Below are 18,489 nucleotides of genomic sequence, written 5' to 3'. Positions count from 1 at the left end.
CGCGCCCCTTTCAACAACGATGACCTGGACCGATCTGAAATCCGATCTCGCAGCGACGGGCTACGTCGCCTCCGACGATCTCGCCATGGCGCTGCACCTTTCTCTGGAGTTGGGTCGCCCACTGTTGCTGGAGGGCGCCGCCGGCGTCGGCAAGACGCAGGTCGCCAAGACGCTGGCCGAACTGAAGGATACCCGCCTCATCCGGCTGCAATGCTATGAGGGCCTGGACGCGGCGGCGGCGATCTATGAGTGGAACTATCAACGCCAACTGCTGTCGATCCGGGCCGCGGCCAACGAAGACGCGTCCTCGGAAGAGATCGAGGAGCGGATTTTCTCCGACAAGTTCCTGCTGCGCCGTCCGCTGCTCGAAGCCATCCAGCAGGAGACGGCGCCGGTTCTGCTGATCGACGAGATCGACCGGGCGGACGAGGAGTTCGAGGCCTATCTGCTGGAAGTGCTCTCCGACTTCCAGATTTCCATACCAGAGCTGCGCACCATCGAAGCGACGACGCGGCCCCATGTGGTGCTGACGGCGAACGGCGCACGCGATCTCTCCGACGCGCTGCGGCGGCGCTGTATCTACTCCTTCGTCGACTATCCCGACCGCACGGCGGAACTGGCCATCCTCAACAAGCGCAACCCAGGCATCGAGGCGCGGCTGGCCGGACAGATCGTCGGCTTTGTGCAGGCCCTGCGCAAAGAGGACCTGGAGAAGAAGCCCGGCGTTGCCGAGACCCTCGATTGGGCGGCCGCCCTCAGCGGCCTGGGGATCAACGATCTGGCCGAAGACCCGGTGGCGCTCCAAGCCTCCCTGGTCTGTCTGTTGAAAACCCAGGCCGACCGCGCCGCCATCCCGGCCGAGGTCGCCCAGCGTCTCGCCGGAAAGGCCGCGTGATGCCGGCGACCCGCTTTCCCGCCCGCGCTGGCGGCACGGCGGAGCGGATGGCCGACTTCATGGCCCATCTGCGGGCCAACGGGTTGCCGGTCGGACCGCCGGAAACGGAAATCGCGCTGAAAGCCTTCACCAGCATCAGGGCCTGGGACACGACCGAGGCCCGGCTGGCGCTAAAGGCCATCTGCGCCGGCGATGCCGACCGCTTTGCCCGCTTCAACGACCTCTTTGACGCCTATTGGCTGAACGGCGGCCGGAAGCGGCAAGGCTTCGCGACCCGGGAAGAACGCCGGACAAAGCATCGGGTGCCGACCTTTGGCCCCGGTGTCGACCGTACGGCCCGCAGTGGTGAAAGAGGGACGCTCGATCAGCCCGACAGCGGCGATGACTCCGATGGCGCCGAGCAATCCGGCGAGGGCAGACTGGTCGCCTCGCGCCTGCGCAACATCGAAAAGGTCGACCTGCGCGAACTGATGATGCCGGAAGACCTGAAACGCGCCGAGCGGGTTGCCGAGCGTTTCGGCAGAAACATCCGCGACCGCCGCTCGCGCCGCCGCAAGGCGGCCCGGCGCGGGGCGCAACTGGATCTGCGGCGCATCGCAAGGACAAGCGTCAGCGCCGGCGGCGAACCGATCCGCCTGCTGAAGCGGCAGCGCCCCGACCGTCCGGTACACCTGGTGGCGCTGCTCGACGTTTCCGGTTCCATGACCGTCTATGCGCGGGTCTTCCTTGCTTTCCTGAAAGGCCTGATGAGCGCCGACCAGCGCACCGATGCCTACCTCTTCCACACCCGCCTGGTGCCGATCAGCGATGCCCTGCGCGACAACGACAGCCTGCGCGCGGTGAACCGCCTTTCCCTGCTTGCCGATGGTTTCGGCGGCGGCACCCGGATCGGCGCCAACCTCACGCAGTTCAACGCCCAGTATGCGGCGCAGCGGGTGAACGGGCGCAGCGTGGTCGTGATTCTCTCCGACGGCTACGACAGCGACCCGCCCGATGTCATCGCTGCCGCTCTGCAGCGGCTGAAAAAGCGCGGCTGCCGCATCGTCTGGCTGAACCCCCTGAAGGGCTGGAAGGATTACGAACCGGTCGCGGCAGGCATGGCGGCGGCCCTGCCGCACATCGATCTCTTCGCCCCGGCCAGCACGCTGGATGATCTTGCCGCCCTCGAACCCCAGCTTCAGCGGCTGTGAGGAGGCAACGATGACCCCCGCCGCCGACATCCTCGACCTGGTTTCCGACCTCAAGGCGACGGGCGAGGCTTTTGCCCTGGCGACGGTGGTGCGTACCGTCTCGATGACGGCCGCCAAGGCCGGCGCCAAAGCGGTGATCCGGCCCGACGGCACCATTTCCGATGGCTGGATCGGCGGCGGTTGCGCCAAGTCAGCCGTCCTGAAAGCGGCCCGCGAAGCCATCGCCGACGGCAAACCAAGACTGGTGTCCCTGCAGCCCGCCGACCTGCTGCAGGAACAGGGGCTCGCCCCCGGTGAAGAAAACGAAGGCGTGCGCTTTGCCTCCAACATGTGCCCCAGCCAGGGCAGCATGGACATCTTTGTCGAACCGATGCTGCCGAAGCCGGAGCTGATTGTCTGCGGCGCGAGCCCGGTGGCCGTGGCCCTGACGGTATTGGGCCGTCAGTTCGGCTACCGCGTCGTGGTTTGTGCGCCCAAAACCGGGCGGGAGACCTTCGGGGAGATCGACGCCTTCGTTGACGGCTTTGACGTCGACGGCGGGGACCGCCGCCAGCGCTTCATCGTCGTCGCCACCCAGGGCAGCGGCGATCTCGCGGCTCTGCGCGCCATGATCAGGCTGGAGGCCGACCATATCGCCTTCGTCGGCAGCCGCAGGAAGATGGCCAGCCTGCGCGCGAAGCTCGGTGGCGAGGATGTGGCGCCGGGCCGGCTCGACCGCGTGAAAGCGCCGGCAGGCCTCGACCTGGGCGCGATCACCCCGCAGGAGATCGCCCTCTCGATCATCGCCGAGGTGATTCAGGCGCATCGCCAATCGCAGCAGGCCGTCACCGAACAAACCGCCTGAGAAAGCTCAGGCCGGCAGGATCAGTCCGGGTCCAGCATCTGGAGAAAGCTCGCGAGACAGACCGCCGAAGCCTGGGCATCCTCGGCGGTGATCGCTTCATCGGGATGATGACTGAGGCCGTCTCGGCACCTTGTGAACAGCATGGCCACCGGGCAGAGGTCGGCCATGGCCGAAGCATCGTGGGTGGCGCCGGACATCAAGCGGTGCGGACGGAAACCGCTCTGCACCAAGGATCTTGCCAAGGCGCCTCTGAGCCAGGGGTCGCAGGGCACGGCCTTCTGCGCATAGGTCTTTGTCAGATTGCAGTCCAACCCGCGCCTTGCACTGACGGCCTCGACTTTCTCTGAGATCGCGGCGGCGGCGTCTTCACGGGTGGAATCCTCCGAGGCACGCAGTTCGACGGAGAACGTCGCCTTGCCGGGAATGGCGTTGGGAACGTTCGGCAGCACGGAGACGGAGGCGACGATCCCGACCAGGCCCTCGGTTTCGCGGCAATGGGATTCGACCGCCAAAGCGATCTCCGCAGCCCCGGCAAAGGCATCCCGGCGCAGGTCCATCGGCGTCGTGCCGGCGTGGGCCGCCTGGCCGGTCAGTTCCACCGTCCAGCGCTCGATACCGCAGATCGCCGTGACGATACCGACAGGCAGACCGAGCGATTCGAGGACGGGTCCCTGCTCAATGTGCATCTCCAGGTATCCGAGAAGATCGTCCGGATCCCGCCTGGCGGCCGCAATGCCCGCCGGGTCGCCACCGAAGTCGGCCAAGGCCGCGGCGAGAATCTCACCGTCTTTGTCGGTCTTCTGCAGGTTGGCGCTGTCGAAGGTGCCGGCCAGAACACGCGGCCCCATTAAAGCTGTGGGAAAACGGACGCCCTCCTCATCGGCGAAAGCCAGAACCTCGACCGCGTAAGGCAAGCTGCGCTCGCGCAGCATCTCAAGCACCAGGATCGGCAGCGCGATGCCGAAGATACCGTCGTATTTTCCGCCCTGGCGGATGGTGTCCTGGTGAGAGCCGATCAGCAGTGTCTTGGCACCCGGTGGGCCCGGTCGGCGTCCGATCAGGGTTCCTGCGGCATCGATGCGCACCTCCAGGCCGGCCTGCCGCATCCATGTTGCGATCATTTCGTTGGCGCAGCGATGCTCTGCGGTGAAGGGACGCCGCGTTACGCCCGGCCCGCCTTCGGAAAACTGCGCAATCTCTTCCAGGCGCTGCATCAGGTTCAGCCCGGTATCGGCGGGCAGGGCAGGAAGTGTCAACATCGGTGGGGGTCCTCCAGAGTCGGAACGACGTTGGTCCAAGAGGTATAGGGTTCGGTGGTCGCAAGGTCATAGATCGTGTTCAGGCGCGCCAAGGGGTCCTGGTCATAATCGACGCGCAGGTCCAGCGGCGCCCGCTTCGGGTGCACGATCTTTACGGCCGCCGAGAGCGTGCCGCGGGAATCGCTCCCGGCCGCCATTCCGGCAGCGAGGGTATCCAGAAGCCGCCGGCCGAAATCGGCATTCTCATCGACGCTGCCCCGAAACGCGGCGTCCATCTCGCCGAGCACCGTTTCGCTGGTCAGCCAGTTGCCGGCGATCACATAGCCGCGGCCTTCGATCTGGCCCTTATGGTCGGTGTTTGCGGAGCCGGTCCAGGCGGCGACGCCGCCGGAGCAATCCAGAACCGAGAGCTGGCGGTAGTCGCGGCCGCTGTCGGCGGCGGTAAGCCGGTCCACCGTGTCACGCGCCGAGGCGCCTTTTCCCAGATGGACCAAAGCGTCGTCGCCCCAGAGCGGGCTGACGCTGAAGCCCTGGGTCGCCACGGCCCCCGCCTTGGCCGAAGCCCGCAAGACCCAGGCGCCGACCGCAAGGTTCCCTGTCGCGGCGGCGCAGCCTATGGCGCCGCTTTTCTCGTCCCTTGCTAGAATAGAGAAGGTCACTTTCCCGGATCCCCTGGTTGGTAATGCCAGTCTTTCCACCGACTTGCTGAATTTATCATGATAAACTTGTATCTGCAAATTTATTATGATAAATAGAGTCTATCAAATAAGAATATCCAGGAGGCGAACATGGGGTATCTGTACAAATCCGGGCTCGGGTTCAGCCTGGCCGCCGTAGCGTTCGCAGCGCAGGCGGCCATGGCCCAGACGCCTCCCGGCGTTCTGGTCGTCGGACAGATCGCGGAGCCGAAGTCCCTCGACCCGGCTGCGGTCACGGCGGTCAACGACTTCCGCATTCTGATGAACGTCTACGACGGGCTGGTCCGCTATAAGGACGGCACGCTGGAGGTCGAACCGGCCCTGGCGGAGAGTTGGACGATCAGCGAAGACGGAACGGAATACACCTTCGACCTGCGCGGCGACGTCAGCTTCCATGACGGCACCCCCTTCAACGCCGAAGCGGTCGAGTTCAACTTCGACCGGATGCTCGACGAGACCCATCCCTTCCACGACACCGGGCCCTTCCCGCTGTCGTTCTTCTTCTCGGCCGTGGAAGACGTCGAGACCGTCGATGGTGATACCGTCAAGTTCAAGCTGAACGCGCCTTACGCCCCCTTCCTGTCGAACCTGGCTTATCCGACCGGCCTCATTGTTTCGCCGGAAGCCGTGAAATCCAGCGGCAAGGAATTCGGGCGCAATCCGGTCGGCACCGGCCCCTTCAAGTTCGCCGAGTGGGAGTCCAACGCCAAGGTCGTGGTCACCCGCAACGAGGCTTACTGGGACGGCGCGCCCGCGCTTGAGGCCGTGGTCTTCCGGCCCATCACCGACGCCAACACCCGCGTCGCCGAGATGCTCTCGGGCGGCATCGACGTTATGGTCGAGATCCCGCCGGACTCCGTCGCCTCTTTCGACGGCAACGGCTTTACGCTGCTGGAGCAGGCAGGCCCGCACCTCTGGTTCCTGATCCTGAACGCGAAAGAAGGCCCCTTCGCCGACAAGCGGGTCCGCCAGGCGATCAACTACGCCATCGACAAGAAGACTCTCGTCGAAAACATCCTGCAGGGAACCGCAGAGGTTGCCTCCGGCCCGACCCCACCGGCCTTCTCCTGGGCCTACAACGAAGCGCTCCAGCCCTATCCTTATGACCCGGCAAAGGCCATGGCGCTGCTCAAGGAAGCGGGACACGAGGGTGCCGAGTTGGTGTTCTACGTCACCGAAGGCGGCTCCGGCATGCTGGACCCGGTGCCCATGGGCACCGCCATCCAGGCCGACCTCGCGAAGATCGGGCTTTCAGTGAAGATCGAAACCTATGAATGGAACACCTTCCTCGGCAAGGTGAACCCGGGTCTCGAAGGCAAGGCGGACATGGCGCAGATGGCCTGGATGACCAACGACCCGGATACCCTGCCCTACCTGGCCTTGCGGACAGGGGCCTGGCCGGATGCGGGTGGGTTCAACTCGGGCTACTACTCCAATCCCGAGGTGGACAAACTTCTGGAAGCGGCGCGCAGCGCCACTGACCAGACCGAAAGGGCGACGCTTTACCGGCAGATGCAGGAAATCGTCTATGAAGATGCACCCTGGGCCTTCATCGCCAACTGGAAGCAGAACGCCGCGACCGCCGAACAGGTCTCCGGCTTCAAGCTTCAGCCTTCCTTCTTCCTCCTGCTAAAGGATGTTACGAAGGGTTAGGACGCGGACCAAACGGCAGCCGGGAGAGACCTTCCTCCCGGCTGCCGCCGCAGCCTCCTCCTGCGGGGAGTGACCCATGCACCTCTATGTCCTGAAACGCCTGCTGGCGATCGTCCCGATCCTGATCGGCCTGACCATCATCGTCTTCGCCATCATGGCGCTGATTCCCGGCGACCCCGCCACCGCGATCCTCGGCTCCTACGCCACGCCGGAAAATGTCGAGAAACTGAACCGCAGTCTCGGCCTGGATAAGTCTGTTTTCGAGCAGTACTTCATCTGGCTCGGCAACCTGCTCCAGGGCGATCTGGGGCGCTCCTACAGCCTGAACAGGCCGGTTCTCGACGAGGTGCTGGAGCGCTTTTCCGCCACCCTGATCCTGGCGGGCGCCGCCCTGCTGCTCTGCACTGTCTGGGGCCTGCTGATCGGCATCTGGACCGCCGCCCGGCAGTACGGCTGGACCGATAAGATCCTGACCTTCGTCGTCCTCATCGGCATCTCCGTGCCATCCTTCTGGCTCGGCCTGCTCCTGATCCTGCTGTTCTCGGTTCAATGGCGGGTGCTGCCGGCAAGCGGCATGTTTGCGATCTACGGCGGCGGCGATCTGCCGGACCTGCTGCGCCATCTGATCCTGCCCGCCGTCACCCTCTCGGTCGTCGCCACCGGCGTGATCGCCCGCCTGACCCGCTCGGCCATGCTGGAAGTGCTGCGTCAGGATTTCGTGCGCACCGCCCGCGCCAAGGGCGTCCCCGAATCAAGTGTCCTCTACCGCCATGCCTTCAAGGCGGCCCTGGTATCGGTCATCCCGGTGATCGGCATTCAGGCCGGCTTCGTGCTCGGCGGCGCCGTCTATATCGAGACCGTATTCCAGTGGCCGGGTGTCGGCCGCATGCTGGTCCAGGCGATCTCTACAAGGGATATTCTGCTGGTGCAGGGCGGCGTGGTCGTCGTCGCGGGCAGTTATGTGCTGTTCAATCTTCTGGCCGATCTCGCGCAGAGCTGGCTCGACCCGCGGGTCAAAACGTGAGCGAAGGCGCATGACCACCCTCAAGCTCATCGCGCGGAACCATCTTGCCGCCTTTGGCGGGATCGTCCTGCTGCTGGTCGTTCTCCTGGCCCTGCTGGTCCCCTTCCTGCCCATCGCCGACCCGGATCTGACCGACCCGGCCAACCGGCTGAAGCGGCCCTTCTCCGAGGGCGCGCCGCTCGGCACCGATCACCTGGGCCGCGATCTCCTTGCCCGGCTTCTCTGGGGCACCCAGCTCAGTCTCGTGGTCGGCGCAGCCGCGGCCGTCATTGCCGCCGTCATCGGATCGGCCATCGGGATCGTTGCCGGATACTTCGGCGGGCGCACAGACAGCCTGATCATGCGCGGCATCGATATGCTGATGGCCTTCCCCTACATCCTGCTGGCGCTTGCCATTGTCGCGGTCCTGGGCCCGGGCCTGCTGAACGCGCTCTACGCCGTCGCCATCGTCAACATCCCCTTCTTCGCACGCAACATCCGCGGCGTAACCGTCAGCCTCGCGCACCGCGAATACGTCGATGCAGCGCGCCTGTCGGGCATGAATGACTGGCAGATCATCAGGTCGGAGATTCTGCCGAACGTTCTGCCGGTCATCGTCATTGCCATGTCGACAACCATCGGCTGGATGATCCTGGAGACCGCGGGCCTCTCTTTCCTGGGCCTGGGCTCGCAGCCGCCGCAAGCCGACCTCGGCTCGATGCTGGGCGAAGGCCGCAAACTGCTGATCACCGCGCCACACGCCTCCATCGTGCCCGGCGTCATGATCTTCATCATCGTCATGAGCGTGAACCTGCTGGGCGATGGCATCCGCGACGCCCTCGACCCGCGACTGCGCTCCGGCGCACTCTCACGGCCCGCGGCGGCAACGCGCGTCGAGCGCGCCGAGACCCCGGCGAAGACGGAAGATGCGGAAGCTCTGTTGAAGGTCGACGGCCTGCGCACCGAATTCAGGCTCGGCAACCGGGCTTACCGCGCCGTCGGCGGGGTCGACTTCGCGGTGCGCGCCGGCGAGTGCCTGGGCATCATCGGCGAGTCCGGTTCGGGCAAGTCGGTAACCGCGCTGTCGCTGTTGGGCCTCGTCGCCTCGCCGCCGGGGATGATTACCGGCGGTGCGGTGCGCATCGACGGCGCCGATACCCTTTCCATGAACGGCGAAGCCCTGCGGCGGTTGCGCGGCGGGAAGGTCGCCTACGTGTTCCAGGACCCCCTGGCGACGCTGCATCCGCTTTACCGGATCGGCGACCAGATGGTGGAGGCCATCCGCTGCCACCGCCCGATGCCGAAACAGGCGGCCTGGGATCATGCCGTCTCGCTGCTGGAACAGGTGCGCATCCCCAATGCCGCCTTTCGCGCCAAGGCCTATCCGCACGAACTGTCCGGGGGCATGCGCCAGCGCGTCGGCATCGCCCTTGCCCTGGTGAACGATCCGGAACTGCTCATTCTGGATGAGCCCACGACGGCGCTGGACGTCACGGTCCAGGCACAGGTGCTCGCCCTGCTCGACGACCTGCGCTGCGAAAGAAATCTGGCCATGGTTTTCATCACCCATGACTTCGGCGTCGTCTCCCAGCTCTGCGACCGGGTCGCGGTGATGTATGCCGGGCGGATCGTCGAAACCGGGCCGACCGAGGCGGTCCTGGAGAACCCCAGTCATCCTTACACCAAGCGCCTGATTGCCTGCGTGCCGGAACTCGGCGGCGGCCGCCGGGCCTTGTCCGCCATTCCCGGCCTGCCCCCGCCGGTGGACGACCTTCCCGCCGGCTGCGCCTTTGCACCGCGTTGCGACAAGGCGAGCGAGCAATGCCGGAAGGGCGATATCCCCCTTGAGGGCAGCGAGGCGCGGGCGGTCAGATGCCTGCAGCCCGAGGGCGCGGCGGCATGACCCCGGCACTGGAAGTCCGCAACCTTCGCAAGACCTTCGGCGGCGGCCGCAGCCTGACCGGCAAACCGCTGCCTGCGGTTCATGCCGTCCGCGATGTCAGTCTCTCGGTTCAAAAAGGCGAGACGCTGGGCATCGTCGGGGAGTCCGGCTGCGGCAAGTCGACCCTCGCCCGTATGCTGGTGGGGCTGCTGAAACAGACCGAGGGGGAGATCGCCATCGAAGGCAAGAACCTCTCGGATCAGATGGGCGACCCGGCAGCCTTCGGGCGCCTCATCCAATACGTCTTTCAGGACCCGATATCGTCGCTCAACCCGCGCAAGACGATCCGTGAGATTCTGGAAGCGCCGCTGATCCATCTTCTCGGCATGGACGAGAGCGGCCGCAAGGCGCGGATCGCCGAGCTGTTCGAGGCGGTAAACCTGCGCCGCGAGTTCCTCAGCCGCTATCCCCACGAGTTTTCCGGCGGCCAGGCCCAGCGGATCGGCATTGCCCGCGCCTTGGCGGCGGCCCCGAGGATCCTGGTGCTCGACGAGCCGGTATCCGCCCTCGACGTCTCGGTCCAGGCCCAGGTGCTGAACCTGCTGGCCGACCTGCGCCAAGCCATGGATCTCACCTACCTCTTCATCAGCCACGACCTCGCCGTGGTCGAGGCGGTAAGCGACAGTGTCGCCGTGCTCTACTTCGGCCGGGTGGTGGAAGTCGGCCGTGCAGAAGCGATCTTCACCGCACCCCGCCCGGACCTGCTGGCCCGCAGCGCCCCCATCGTCGGGCGTGACCTGGGCCGCACGGAGTCCCAGGCCGTGGAACTGCCCGACCCGCTGAGGCCGCCGCCCGGCTGTGCCTTTGCGGCGCGCTGTCCGAAAGTGACAGCGCTATGTCGTGACAAAGTCCCGGCAATGGAGGCATTCTCGGAGCATCATGAAGCAGCCTGTCATCATCCCAACTAAAGCCCCAACCGAGTCCGAACCTGATTCTCCCAACGGCAAGAGCGCCGGGCCGGGAGCCGGGCCTGGAGCAGCGGCAGCCGCCGGTGCGAGCAAGGGCCGCAACCGCCCGCTGGCCGTCGCCGAAACCATCAAGGACTGGATCATCGCCCAGAGCCTGGAGCCCGGCGACAGGCTGCCCCAGGAACATCAGCTGATCGAACGGCTGGAGGTCAGCAAGGGCACCGCCCGCGAGGCGCTGAAGGTGATGGAAACGCAGGGGCTGATCCGCACCCGCACCGGGCCCGGCGGCGGCGCCTTCATCACCGAGGTCAGCGCCGATCACGCCTCGGCCCTGCTGGCCAATCACTTCTTCTTCAAAGACGTTTCGATCGCCCATATCTACGAACTGCGTATCGCTCTGGAACCGCAGCTCGTCCAGGAACTGGCGCCACGGGTGACCAACGACCAGATTGCCGAACTGCGCGGGGTCATGAGCGCCTATACCAAGCCCCCGACCTCCATCGAGGAAGAGCGGCTGCAGCGGGTCGCCGAACTTGAATTTCACGCGGTGCTGTCCCGCTACTCCCGGAACCCGGTGCTGGGTTTCTTCTGCGGCTTTCTGGTGCGGCTGCTGAAGGATCTCGCGGTCTGCAAACGCATCTACGACGAGCCCAACCCGGAACTGCGCGAGCGTGGCGTTTCCTATCAGGAACAGCTCATCGAAGCCTTCGAAACCCGCGACGCCGAGTCCGCCAGAGCCATCATGGAAGTCCACATGCGCGCCGCCCAGCGCATGATGCTGCAGCGCGAGGCCGAGATCGCGAAAGGCTTTCTCGACACGGACAGCTAGTGCACTGCGGGCAGGATCATCGCAGCGCCACTTTGACGTCAAAGTCCGGGTAATCACGAATTCACAAAGCAAGCAGTGGTGCAGCCAGGTCGAGAGCAGTCCGTCTCGACAGTGTTGAGCCTGACGTTAGACAATAGAACACCCTCAGCCTTTGAAGGCGTTTTCCCAATGTCGTGCGAGGAAGCCGGAAGCGTCGAGAAGTTTCCCGTCGCCGCCCGTGGCGGCATCACCTGAGCGGCGTCAGAGCCGTTTCGCCCTATCCAGCGGCTTTCAGCGCCACGGCAAGAACATGGGCCTGCCGGCGCAACTCGGCCAAGGATATCCGCCTCTGGTTCACGACCATGCGCCAGTAGAGCGGCGATGGAAGCAGATCCAGGGCGAGCGCGCGGTCGAGGTTGACGGGAAGTTCGTCGCGGGCGATCGCCCGATCGAGCAAGACCTCGGCCCGGCCGCGACGCGCCATCGCGATCGTCTCGAGCAACGGCGCCAACTCGTCCGACCGGGCCCGCTCGGCCAAAAGGTCCGGCAGGATGCGTCGCACCGTGGGGTGACGGAAGACGGCTCGGAGCGAACACAGAAAGGCGGCGATATCTGCTTCAAGGCTGCCCTCATCGGGGACGGGCGTCACGGCCAATGCGATGTCTTTTATCGCCTCGTTGGCAAAGTCGCGCTTAGACGGCCAGCGGCGGTAGATCGCCGCTTTGCCTGCCCCTGCTTTCTTGGCGACACGTTCGAGGCTAAGCGCAGCATAGCCCCGCTCGGCCCATTCGTCGAAGAAGGCGCGATAGAGGGCTTGCGTCAGTTCAGGTCTTTGCAGCGCTGCGCCGGACAGTCGTCGTGGCTCTTGATCGGCGGTCTTGTGTTCCATCCGCATCCTGCTTTTCGTACGTCGGCACGTTAGCGTTCCATCCACACCAGAGAAACCCGAAATGGCTGGCAGGGCCAAATTCGAAAGTTTTATCAAAGTGCCGTTGCGGATTTTTTTCGTCGGAACGATTGCGTTCCGACGAAGGCTCCCTATCTTCCGCTTCAGAGCACCATGAAGATAAGGAGCGTTCCGATGCCTGACACCGATCCATTGCCTGCGCTGACGACATTGCTGCAAAACAGCCTGAGTGACCTTCTCGACCCGGCGGACAGCTTCCCGGATATGTGCGCCGAGGATGTCGTTTTCGAAGCACCCTATGCGCCGGCTGGGTCCAATTGCCTGAAGGGCCGCGCCGCCGTTGCCAACTACCTGCCTGTGGTTCGTGAACATTACGACATTCAGGAGCTGGCTGAGACCGCCCTCTACCGAACCACCGATCCGGAGGTCGTGATCCTCGAATTCGAGGCGCGGAACAGCACCGGCCGGAAAACCGGCCTGCCGTATGATCAGAGATACATCAACGTCATCCGGATCCGGAACGGCAAGATCGTCGACTACCGTGACTACTGGAACCCCGTCGTGGCCCTGTCGGCTGTGGGCGGTGCCGATGGCATGCCTGACGTCGTAAAGGGCAGTGCGGCCTGACCTGCAGAACCCAACGCCCGTGGCCGCGGTTTAACAAGACAGCGTGGGTTCGAAACCCACTCGGTCGGCTGTCGCATCTGTTTGGGGTATGGCGGAGGGAGAGGGATTCGAACCCTCGGTACGCTTGCGCGCACAACGGTTTTCGAGACCGCCCCGTTCAACCACTCCGGCATCCCTCCGCAAGGGCGCGGCGGCCTTGCACCGCAAGCAGCGGGGCCGCCGCGAACGGCGCGCCTTTACTAGCCCAGGGGCCGGGGGCCCTGCAAGCCCGGGCCGAAGGTCGGGGGCGATTTTAAGCAATACGCTTGTCGGGCGCCCGGTTCCCAGGGGTCAGGACTCCCGGACGGGGCCAGACGGGCAGCGGGTTTAGTGAACCGCCCCGGGTTTCCCTCCGACTCCCTCCCATTGCTATAGTTCTCTTCCAAAAAACCAGCCAAGGGCGGCCATGACCCAGCCTGCAAGCGATACCCTGCCCATCATCCCGCTGCGCGAAGCAGGGGACATCGCCGGGGTGATAGCGACCGAGCGCGGGCGCCTGGACGCCCTGATCAAGGCGGCCGAGCGCAGCTATCCGGAGGCGGCAATTGCGCTGGGCGACCGGATTTCCCGGCGCTGGCTGGAGAAAGCGGACAACCCTTATCTGGACGAGATCGAGACCGTGGCCCAGGCCCTGGGCCGCCCCGGTGCCTTTTTCCTGAACCTCAGCTATGAGTGGTCCTGCACCTGCAGCGTCGGGCCGGCGCCCGGCGGCGGCAGCCGCCTGACCCGGGTGCTGGACTGGCCCTTCGACGGCCTCGGCGCCCAGATCCTGGCCCTGCGCCAGCTTGGGCCCGCAGGGGACTGGATCAACCTGACCTGGCCGGGCTTCACCGGCTCCATTCAGGGCCTAGCGCCCGGGCGCTTTGCCGCCGCCTTCAACCAGGCGCCCCTGCGCCGGCGCAGCCCCTCCAAGATCATCGACTGGAGCCTCGACCGGCTCGGCCTCTGGCGCAGCCGGTCCCTGCCGCCGGGCCATCTGCTGCGCCGGGTCTTCGAAGAAGCCCGCGATTTCGCCGAAGCCCGCAAACTGCTGAGCGAAGAGCCCATCGCCATGCCGGCGATCTTCTCCCTGGCCGGGCCCGGCGCGGAGGATCAGACGGTGATCGAGCGGCTGGAAGACCACGCCGAGATCCACGACGGCCCGCAGGTGGCGGCCAACCACTGGCTTGGGCCCATGCCCCGCGCCCGCCCGCGCGGCACCGACTCCGAAGGCCGCGCCCGGCTGATGCGCGAGCAAGCCGCCACCGCCGGGCCGGACCTGAGCTGGCTGAAGCCACCGGTGCTGAACGAGACCACCCGCCTGGCGGTCTATGCCGAAGCCGGCAACGGCGGCCGGCTCGTCGCCCAGGGCTTCGAGGCCAGCGGTCCGGCCACTGCGGTAACCGACCTGATGAGCTCGATACACGCGTGAGTGCTGGAAAACTCTTTCTTGTTGCCGCCGTCTTTATTGCAGTCCTTGTTCTGGGACGGCAGGGCTGGCTCGAATGGCAGTTGAGGCAGCCGGGGTTCCATGACCGCGATTGTTGGTTTGAAAGCACAATCGTCGGCGAGGCGCGCTGCGGGATCATGGTCGTGACCGAGAATCGAGATGACCCGGAGTCCCGCTACATTCGCCTACCGGTCATTGTCTTCGCCGCCGGAAAACACGTACCGGAGCGGGAGCCGATTCTCTATCTCACCGGCGGACCTGGCGGCGCTGCGCAAATCGGCGAGGCGGAGGACATAGAAGGCTGGTGGTCGCTGCGACGATCTTTTCCCCAGGGTCATCCCCTCGTGATCATGGGACAACGCGGCACGGGCCTTAATGAACCGGACTTCGACTGCCCCGAGCTGCGCGGTATCGAGACGAAACAGGGCCCTCAATCGCCTGCGGAACCAACCGCAAACATCAGGGCTTTATCCATCAAGGCCGCGGTTGACTGTAGTGAGCGCCTTATCGATGACGGGATCGATCTCACCGCTTACAACAGCCGTCAGAGCGCCGCCGATATCGCCGAATTGCGACTGGCCTTGGACATTGAGGCATGGACGCTGTATGGCGTCTCCTACGGATCTCGCCTCGCCCTCAGCACCCTGCGTTATCATCCCGAAGGAATCCGCAGCGTTATCCTCGATTCGGTGTTCCCTCCGGAAGCCAGCTGGAACGTCGATGCGGCGGCCAACGTGCGTGGAGCGCTGCAAAGAGTGTTCGCTGACTGCGCCGCGGACGAAGGTTGCGTACGCCAGAACGGTGATCTGGAGGCGGCCTACCTCCTTGCCATAGAGCAACTGACGACAAAGCCTCCTTCCTTTACCATGCTGGAACTGTTCGGCGCAGACGACCGGGTATTCACTGTCGGCGACAGAAAAATCAGCTACTCGCCCCGGCAGATCGCCGAAGACAAGAACTCGGTCATCACGATCGACGCGGAACTGTTCAATAACCTGCTGCTCGATGCCCTCTTGACCAAAGAAACGCGGGCGTTGATCCCGGTGCTCCTCCGTGAAACAGCGGAAGGTCGCCAGATCGTGCTGAGGACACGCCTGCGCGATTCGATACTCGTCTCCTCAAGGAGTAACATTGCCAAAGCCGTCTACCTGTCGCATGTCTGCCACGACGAAGTACCTTTCGAGGATCCGGCGGCAATTGCTGCAGCTGTCAAAGCCGCCGGGCCGTTGGGTCACTTCATCACCGAAGGCCAAACCAGTTTCCTCTGCGAGGTTTGGCCAGCCGGAAACGCGGGCCCGCAAGAGAACACGCCGGTGAAGAGCGCAGTGCCGGCCCTGTTGCTTGCGGGCCGCTATGATCCCCTGACTCCGCCGGCTCTGGCCCGGGCCGCAGCCGTTCATCTCTCAAACGGCTACGCCTTTGAACATACGGAGTTGAGCCATCATGTACTCTACGATGACGACTGCGCCGAAAGGTTGGTAGCGGAATTCCTGGCAGACCCGAACCGACGACCGGAGGGCCTCTGCTGGGCATGGGAACTGGTAACACCGGAAAAGGACTAGGGGCCTTGGCGCTTAGCGGCTATAGGGTGCCGGGCGTGTCTCGCGCAGAGGGCCTTGAGGCCGGCGGTCCGGTTACCACGGTGACGGAGATCCCGCTTTGAGGTGGGCGATCCTCGGGCTGGCGGCGGGAGTGTTGGCCACCGCCGGCGCCCTCTATCTCTATCAGGATCAGCGGCTGCCCGCTGCGCCGGGCTTTCACGAGCGTGATTGCTGGTTCAGCACCCGCAACATCGGCGCGGCGCGCTGCGGCTACATGGTGGTGCCGGAGAACCGGCAAAGGGCGGAAAGCCGGACCATCCGCCTGCCGGTGGTGATCCTGAAGGCGGCGCAGGGCGACGTCCGCCGCGAACCCATCCTTTATCTCGACGGCGGCCCGGGCGGCCGCGCCTATCTGGACGATCAGGTCGAAATCGACAGCTGGATCGAAATGCGCAAGGTCTTCCCGCCGGGGCACGACCTTATCCTCCTGGGCCAGCGCGGCACCGGCCGCAGCGCGGCGGACTTCGACTGCCCGGAGTTGAAAACCGCGGCCCTCAGCCTCGGCGCCCATGCGCCCACAGCGGAACCGCCGGACGTCCGCGCGCTGTCGATCCGGGCCGCGGCGGCCTGCAGCCGAAGGCTGCTCGCGGAGGGCGTCGACCTCACGGCCTACAACAGCCGTGAAAGCGCCGCCGACATCGCCGAACTGCGCCAGGCGCTCGGCATCGAGAGCTGGACGCTCTACGGCATTTCCTATGGCACCCGCATCGCCCTCAGCGTGCTCCGCTATCGGCCGGAGGGGGTCCGTGCGGTTATTCTGGATTCGGTGGTCGCGCCTCAATCGGCCGAAGGGCTGAAGGTGGCCGACTTTTACCGCGACGCCCTGAACTGGGTATTGAAAGACTGCCCGCCCGACACGGACTGCGCCGGAAGTTACCGGGACCAGAGGAATCTCTACAACCAGGCGCGCGCGCAGATGGCGGAACGGCCCCTTATTTTCGAGCTCGCGGACTTCCTGGATGCTGAGGAACTGGCCGCTTACGATGGTGACGAGACCGACGGCCACGTTGTAACCCTGGACCACCGGTTCTTCGACCTGTTGCTGCTCGACGCCGTTATGGACCCGGAGGCTGCGCTTCTGGTGCCTGCGCTGCTCCATGACATCACGACGCGGCGTTATGTGATCCTGAAGGCGCGGCTGCGCGAGACGCTGCGCCTCTCCACGGATTATGACAGCAGCATTTCCTGGGCCGTCTACCTCTCCCATGTCTGCCACGATGAGGCTCCCTTCCAGAGCCCCGAGGCCATTGCCGAGGCCGCCGGGGAGGCAGGCGACCTCGGCTACATGATCGAAGACCACTGGCCCAACTATCTCTGCAGCCACTGGCCCGCCGGCGCCGCCGACGCGGTCGAAAACACCCCGGTGGTCAGCGCCGTCCCCGCCCTTCTGCTGGCCGGCCGCTTCGATCCCCTGACCCCGCCGGTTCTGGCGCAGCAGGCGGCGGAGACCCTGGCGAACGGCCATGTTTTCACCTTTGCCGAGCTTGGCCACGGGGTGCTGGTCCAAAGCCCCTGCGCCTGGCGGTTGACGGCGCAATTCCTGGAACACCTGAAACGGCCCTCCGCAGGACGCTGCAGTCGCGGCGTGCTGGTGAACCCGGGCTCGCCCTGAACGCCCTACGGAAAAGGCCCGAAAGACAGCCGAAAGACACTGGGAAAAGCCCCAAAAAGGGCGTTGACAGGCGGGGCGGCGGGGCTATAGTGCGCGCCCAATAACCGCGGATCTTCGGACCGCGGTGCTCTATGTTGACGCCCCCGGAAAATGGCGGAATCCCGCGTTCCAAGGGGCAGTCGAGCCGAAGATCAGCGAGCCAGCAAAATGTTTGCAGTGATTAAGACGGGCGGCAAGCAGTACAAAGTCGCCAAAGACGATGTGATCGTCATCGAAAAACTCGAAGGCGAGGCCGGTGAGGTCCTGTCTTTCGATTCCGTGCTTATGGTCGGCGAGGGCGCCGAGACCAAGGCCGGCGCGCCTTTCGTCGAAGGGGCCAGCGTCGCAGCCGAGGTCGTTGAGCAGACCCGCGGCGATAAGGTGCTGATCTTCAAGAAGAAGCGGCGCAAGAACCATCGGCGGACCAACGGCCACCGCCAGGACCTGACGGTGGTGAAGATCACCGACATCCTGACCGACGGCAAGAAGGCGGCTGCCAAGGCCAAAAAGGCCGCGCCGAAGAAGGAAGCGCCCAAGGACGATGCCGAGGCGGCCCCCGCCGCAGCAGACTCCGATGGTGCCAAAACCGAGAAAAAGGCGCCGGCCAAGAAAGCCACCGCTAAAAAGGCGGCAGCCAAGAAGGCCCCGGCTAAGAAGGCTGCGGCCAAGAAGGCACCGGCGAAAAAGGCTGCGGCCAAGAAGAAGGACGACTAAGCCATGGCTCATAAAAAAGCAGGCGGCAGTTCACGCAACGGTCGCGATTCCGCAGGCCGCCGTCTCGGCGTGAAGAAGTTCGGCGGTGAGACGGTTCTGGCCGGCAACATCCTGGTGCGCCAGCGCGGCACCAAGTTCCATCCGGGCCGCAATGTCGGCATCGGCAAGGACCACACGATTTTCGCCAAGATTGATGGCGCGGTCTCCTTTCAGACCAAGACCGGTGGACGGACTTATGTGTCGGTCGAGGCTGCAGAACAGCCGTCCCCGAGTGCTGCTGAATAACGCCGGTGGGTGCCCACCGGGGCGCCCATCTGGAAC

17 protein-coding genes and 1 tRNA gene are annotated in these 18,489 nt (G+C 65.0%); 14 read left to right on the top strand and 4 right to left on the bottom strand.

Annotated elements, in window-relative coordinates; genetic code table 11:
- Nucleotides 1-19 precede the first annotated feature (19 nt).
- Genes ACP146_RS00515 through ACP146_RS00505 form a run of 3 tightly spaced genes read left to right on the top strand, consistent with a single transcriptional unit; the run spans nt 20 to nt 2,929 of the window.
- A complete protein-coding gene (locus tag ACP146_RS00515) occupies nt 20-895 on the top strand; it encodes an AAA family ATPase (protein WP_422364804.1) in 876 nt (291 codons plus the stop codon).
- Nucleotides 895-2,085, top strand: coding sequence for a vWA domain-containing protein (locus tag ACP146_RS00510; protein WP_422364803.1), 1,191 nt, complete (start codon nt 895-897; stop codon nt 2,083-2,085). The genes ACP146_RS00515 and ACP146_RS00510 overlap by 1 nt, the downstream gene beginning before the upstream one ends.
- Nucleotides 2,086-2,095: 10 nt before the next feature.
- The gene (locus ACP146_RS00505; protein WP_422364802.1) at nt 2,096-2,929 is read left to right on the top strand and encodes an XdhC family protein; all 834 of its coding nucleotides are present in this window, start codon (nt 2,096-2,098) and stop codon (nt 2,927-2,929) included.
- Between the two features lie 20 nt (nt 2,930-2,949).
- On the opposite strand, the gene ACP146_RS00500 is transcribed toward ACP146_RS00505, so the two are convergent.
- Together ACP146_RS00500 and ACP146_RS00495 are read right to left on the bottom strand one after the other, a co-directional pair.
- Nucleotides 2,950-4,188 (bottom strand): allantoate amidohydrolase, encoded by a 1,239-nt coding sequence (locus ACP146_RS00500; protein WP_422364801.1) that lies wholly within the window; start codon nt 4,186-4,188, stop codon nt 2,950-2,952.
- Nucleotides 4,182-4,847 carry a DUF1028 domain-containing protein gene (locus ACP146_RS00495; protein WP_422364800.1) on the bottom strand — a complete coding sequence of 222 codons (666 nt, stop codon included), beginning with the start codon at nt 4,845-4,847 and terminating at the stop codon, nt 4,182-4,184. The genes ACP146_RS00500 and ACP146_RS00495 overlap by 7 nt, the downstream gene beginning before the upstream one ends.
- A gap of 129 nt (nt 4,848-4,976) precedes the next feature.
- On the opposite strand from ACP146_RS00495, the gene ACP146_RS00490 reads away from it, so the two are divergent.
- From ACP146_RS00490 to ACP146_RS00470, 5 genes are all read left to right on the top strand, one after another.
- A complete protein-coding gene (locus ACP146_RS00490; RefSeq protein ID WP_422364799.1) occupies nt 4,977-6,539 on the top strand; it encodes an ABC transporter substrate-binding protein in 1,563 nt (520 codons plus the stop codon).
- Between the two features lie 76 nt (nt 6,540-6,615).
- Nucleotides 6,616-7,563 (top strand): ABC transporter permease, encoded by a 948-nt coding sequence (locus tag ACP146_RS00485; protein WP_422364798.1) that lies wholly within the window; start codon nt 6,616-6,618, stop codon nt 7,561-7,563.
- 10 nt (nt 7,564-7,573) lie between these two features.
- On the top strand, nt 7,574-9,445 hold the full coding sequence (locus tag ACP146_RS00480; RefSeq protein WP_422364797.1) for a dipeptide/oligopeptide/nickel ABC transporter permease/ATP-binding protein: 1,872 nt from the start codon (nt 7,574-7,576) through the stop codon (nt 9,443-9,445).
- The gene (locus ACP146_RS00475; RefSeq protein ID WP_422364796.1) at nt 9,415-10,392 is read left to right on the top strand and encodes an ABC transporter ATP-binding protein; all 978 of its coding nucleotides are present in this window, start codon (nt 9,415-9,417) and stop codon (nt 10,390-10,392) included. The genes ACP146_RS00480 and ACP146_RS00475 overlap by 31 nt, the downstream gene beginning before the upstream one ends.
- On the top strand, nt 10,364-11,221 hold the full coding sequence (locus ACP146_RS00470; RefSeq protein WP_422364795.1) for a FadR/GntR family transcriptional regulator: 858 nt from the start codon (nt 10,364-10,366) through the stop codon (nt 11,219-11,221). The genes ACP146_RS00475 and ACP146_RS00470 overlap by 29 nt, the downstream gene beginning before the upstream one ends.
- A gap of 256 nt (nt 11,222-11,477) precedes the next feature.
- Here the strand turns inward: ACP146_RS00470 and ACP146_RS00465 are convergent, their stop codons facing one another.
- Nucleotides 11,478-12,089, bottom strand: coding sequence for a TetR-like C-terminal domain-containing protein (locus ACP146_RS00465; protein WP_422364794.1), 612 nt, complete (start codon nt 12,087-12,089; stop codon nt 11,478-11,480).
- Nucleotides 12,090-12,281: 192 nt separating this feature from the next.
- Here ACP146_RS00465 and ACP146_RS00460 point away from each other — a divergent pair, with 192 nt between their 5' ends.
- Nucleotides 12,282-12,734 (top strand): nuclear transport factor 2 family protein, encoded by a 453-nt coding sequence (locus ACP146_RS00460; protein ID WP_422364793.1) that lies wholly within the window; start codon nt 12,282-12,284, stop codon nt 12,732-12,734.
- Nucleotides 12,735-12,823: 89 nt separating this feature from the next.
- Here ACP146_RS00460 and ACP146_RS00455 read toward each other — a convergent pair.
- Nucleotides 12,824-12,913, bottom strand: a tRNA-Ser gene (locus tag ACP146_RS00455).
- 266 nt (nt 12,914-13,179) lie between these two features.
- Here ACP146_RS00455 and ACP146_RS00450 point away from each other — a divergent pair.
- The 5 genes from ACP146_RS00450 to rpmA all read left to right on the top strand — a co-directional run bounded on the left by ACP146_RS00450 (nt 13,180) and on the right by rpmA (nt 18,453).
- Nucleotides 13,180-14,184, top strand: coding sequence for a hypothetical protein (locus ACP146_RS00450; protein ID WP_422364792.1), 1,005 nt, complete (start codon nt 13,180-13,182; stop codon nt 14,182-14,184).
- Entirely contained in the window at nt 14,181-15,764 is a 1,584-nt protein-coding gene (locus ACP146_RS00445; protein ID WP_422364791.1) for an alpha/beta fold hydrolase, read from the top strand. The genes ACP146_RS00450 and ACP146_RS00445 overlap by 4 nt, the downstream gene beginning before the upstream one ends.
- Before the next feature lie 97 nt (nt 15,765-15,861).
- Nucleotides 15,862-17,415 (top strand): alpha/beta hydrolase, encoded by a 1,554-nt coding sequence (locus tag ACP146_RS00440; RefSeq protein WP_422364790.1) that lies wholly within the window; start codon nt 15,862-15,864, stop codon nt 17,413-17,415.
- A gap of 207 nt (nt 17,416-17,622) precedes the next feature.
- Nucleotides 17,623-18,168, top strand: a complete 546-nt coding sequence (rplU, locus tag ACP146_RS00435; RefSeq protein ID WP_422364789.1) for a 50S ribosomal protein L21 — start codon at nt 17,623-17,625, stop codon at nt 18,166-18,168.
- A gap of 3 nt (nt 18,169-18,171) precedes the next feature.
- Nucleotides 18,172-18,453 carry a 50S ribosomal protein L27 gene (rpmA, locus tag ACP146_RS00430; RefSeq protein WP_422364788.1) on the top strand — a complete coding sequence of 94 codons (282 nt, stop codon included), beginning with the start codon at nt 18,172-18,174 and terminating at the stop codon, nt 18,451-18,453.
- The last annotated feature ends 36 nt before the right edge of the window (nt 18,454-18,489 follow it).

The organism is Pelagibius sp. (assembly GCF_965249265.1).
Classification (GTDB): domain Bacteria; phylum Pseudomonadota; class Alphaproteobacteria; order Kiloniellales; family Kiloniellaceae; genus Pelagibius.
This window is presented reverse-complemented; position numbering and strand designations above follow the sequence as displayed.